The sequence below is a fragment of the Streptomyces sp. NPDC006265 genome (assembly GCF_040613555.1).
In the GTDB taxonomy this organism is placed as follows: domain Bacteria; phylum Actinomycetota; class Actinomycetes; order Streptomycetales; family Streptomycetaceae; genus Streptomyces.
In genome coordinates this window covers 1-3,048 of the sequence record NZ_JBEXSH010000997.1, presented here as the reverse complement: position 1 = coordinate 3,048, position 3,048 = coordinate 1, and the positions used below count along the sequence as shown (strand labels likewise).

1 protein-coding gene and 2 pseudogenes are annotated in these 3,048 nt (G+C 69.8%); 1 reads left to right on the top strand and 2 read right to left on the bottom strand.

Annotated elements, in window-relative coordinates:
* Positions 1–95 precede the first annotated feature (95 nt).
* Positions 96–1,757, top strand: a pseudogene (ctaD, locus tag ABZ281_RS44150) (cytochrome c oxidase subunit I); the annotation flags it as partial.
* Here ctaD and ABZ281_RS44145 read toward each other — a convergent pair.
* Positions 1,666–2,706 (bottom strand): YafY family protein, encoded by a 1,041-nt coding sequence (locus ABZ281_RS44145; protein WP_356663885.1) that lies wholly within the window; start codon positions 2,704–2,706, stop codon positions 1,666–1,668. The pseudogene ctaD and the gene ABZ281_RS44145 sit on opposite strands and share 92 nt — an antisense overlap.
* Positions 2,707–2,744: 38 nt before the next feature.
* Positions 2,745–3,048, bottom strand: a pseudogene (locus tag ABZ281_RS44140) (hypothetical protein); the annotation flags it as partial.

The following is a 3,048-nucleotide window of genomic DNA, read 5'->3' as shown; positions in this document are numbered from 1 at the left end:
GTCTGCTGGACCTTCTCCCGCGAGCTGCTCGCCGCGGGCCAGAAGGACGCCGAGGGGCAGGCCCGGCACGCGATGAGCGAAGGGGCGAGCGAGCGATGGGGACGCAGACCGTACAGGCCGCGGTTCCGTCCGAACCGCGCACGCGGCACGGACGGGTGGTGGTCGACTGGCTGACGACGACGGACCACAAGAAGATCGGCCATCTCTACCTGGTCACGTCGTTCCTGTTCTTCCTGGTCGCCGGGGTGATGGCGCTGCTGATGCGCGCCGAGCTCGCCCGACCGGGCCTGCAGATCATCGACAACGAGCAGTTCAACCAGGCGTTCACGATGCACGGCACGATCATGCTGCTGCTGTTCGCGACGCCGAGCTTCGCGGGCTTCGCGAACGAGCTGATGCCGTTGCAGATCGGCGCGCCCGATGTCGCCTTCCCGCGGCTGAACATGTTCTCGTACTGGCTGTTCCTGTTCGGCGGGCTGATCGTGCTCGGCTCGCTGCTGGTGCCCTCCGGGCCCGCCGACTTCGGCTGGTTCGCCTACGCCCCGCTCAACAGCGCGGAGCGCTCGCCGGGTCTCGGCGCAGACCTGTGGATCATGGGGCTCGCGCTGTCGGGCTTCGGCACGATCCTCGGCGCGGTCAACTTCATCACCACGATCATCGGGATGCGCGCCCCGGGCATGACGATGTTCCGGATGCCGATCTTCGTGTGGAACACCCTGTTCACGTCGATCCTGATCCTGATGGCGTTCCCGGTGCTCGCGGCGGCGCTGCTGGTGCTGGAGGCGGACCGGCGGTTCGGCGCGCAGGTCTTCGACGCGGCCAACGGCGGGGCGATCCTGTGGCAGCACCTGTTCTGGTTCTTCGGCCATCCCGAGGTGTACATCATCGCGCTGCCGTTCTTCGGCATCATCACGGAGATCATCCCGGTCTTCAGCCGCAAGCCGTTGTTCGGCTATCTGACGCTGGTCGGCGCGACGATGGCGATCACCGGCCTGTCGATGATCGTGTGGGCGCACCACATGTTCGCCACGGGCGCGGTGCTGCTGCCGTTCTTCTCCTTCATGAGCTTCCTGATCGCGGTGCCCACGGGTGTGAAGTTCTTCAACTGGGCAGGCACCCTGCTCAAGGGCTCGCTGTCCTTCGAGACGCCGATGCTGTGGGCGACGGGCTTCCTGGTGACGTTCCTGTTCGGCGGGCTGACCGGGGTGATCCTGGCGTCGCCGCCGCTGGACTTCCACGTGACGGACTCGTACTTCGTGGTCGCGCACTTCCACTACGTCGTCTTCGGCACGGTCGTCTTCGCGATCTTCGCCGGCTTCTACTTCTGGTGGCCGAAGTTCACCGGGAAGATGCTCGACGAACGGCTCGGCAAGATCCAGTTCTGGGCGCTGTTCGTCGGCTTCCACACCACGTTCCTGGTGCAGCACTGGCTGGGCGCCGAGGGCATGCCCCGCCGGTACGCGGACTACCTCGCCGCGGACGGGTTCACCGCGCTCAACACGGTCTCGACGATCGGCGCGTTCCTGCTCGGCATCTCGACGCTGCCGTTCCTCTACAACGTGTGGAAGACCGCCAAGTACGGCGAGAAGGTCGAGGTCGACGACCCCTGGGGCTACGGCCGGTCCCTGGAGTGGGCGACCTCGTGCCCGCCGCCGCGGCACAACTTCACGACGCTGCCCCGGATCCGGTCCGAGTCCCCGGCGTTCGACCTGCACCACCCGCAGTACGCGGCGGTGACTGCGCAGCCCGAGCCAGAGCGCCATCAAGCCGGTCCCGAGTCCTCCTGATCGCCTCGATCAGCTCGACCGGCTCCAGCACCTCGAACTCGAAGCCCAGCATCACCACGTGGATGACCATCACATCGAGGCTGCCGGCGCCGCAGCGCAGCAGGCAGGTGTCCGCGCTCTCCGCCTCCAGCACCCCGGCGGAGGGCGAGATGTGCTGGACGGCCTCCTCCAGGGGTGCCAGGAGACGCACGAGGGCGTGGGTGGCGTACGCGCGCGTGGAGACGCCCCGGGAGACGTAGGCGGCCAGGTCCTCGGCGGGCGGGTCGCGCGGCACGAAGCGCGGGCCGTGCGGAGGCCTGGGCGTGATGCGGTCCACGCGGAACGTGCGCCAGTCGTCGCGGTCGAGGTCCCAGGCGACCAGGTACCAGCGGCGTTCGGTGCACACCAGGCGGTGCGGTTCGGCACTGCGGCGGGTGGGGGTGCCGTCGTGGCCTCGGTATGCGAAGCGCAGCCGTTCGGCGTCCCGGCACAGGTGGGCGAGTTCGGTGAGCACGGCCGGGTCGACCGAGGAGGGCAGCGTGCTGCGCAGCATCGGCACGGTGACGGCGTTCAGGGCGCCCACCCGACGCCGCAGCCGGTTCGGCAGCACCTGCTCCAGCTTGGCGAGGGCGCGAACCGAGGTCTCGCCGATGCCGTCGATGCCCTGTCCGGCGGCGGTGCGCAGTCCGACCGCCACGGCGACGGCTTCGTCGTCGTCCAGGAGCAACGGCGGCAGTTCGGCTCCGGCGCCGAGCTGGTAGCCGCCGCCGGTGCCGGGGCTGGCGTTGACCGGGTAGCCGAGTTCGCGCAGCCGGTCGACGTCCCGGCGCAGGGTGCGGGCGCTGACGCCGAGCCGACCGGCCAGGTCGGCGCCGGACCATTCGCGGTGGGCCTGGAGCAGGGACAGCAGACGCAGCAGGCGAGCCGAAGTCTCCAACATGGGGCGAGTCTGCCAGGCCTTGAGGACAGCCACTGTCCTCAAGGCGCGTAGGCCAGTTGCGGGACGGTGAAGCAGGTGCGGTTCATGTCCCCCTGCCCCACCCAGCCCTTGCCGTCCTGCCAGCGGGCCACCGACAGGCAGGTCCTGCTCGTCTTCGGCGGCTCGGGCAGGCGGTCGAAGCGGCCCGCCCCGGCCAACCCCTCCCCCCGCGCCAACGCCGTACCCCGGTGCCCCGCCACCCCGGACCCCCACGCGAGAAGCGCCCCCACCGCCCCGGCCCCCGCGCCCCACACCGCACCCAGCAGCAGGGCCATGCCGAGGTGGCCGTGCAGGTCGATGCCC

What these genes read in the sequence shown, in the direction of transcription:
- ABZ281_RS44145 (WP_356663885.1), bottom strand. Translation starts at nt 2,706, where the DNA reads ATGTTGGAGACTTCGGCTCGCCTGCTGCGTCTGCTGTCCCTGCTCCAG.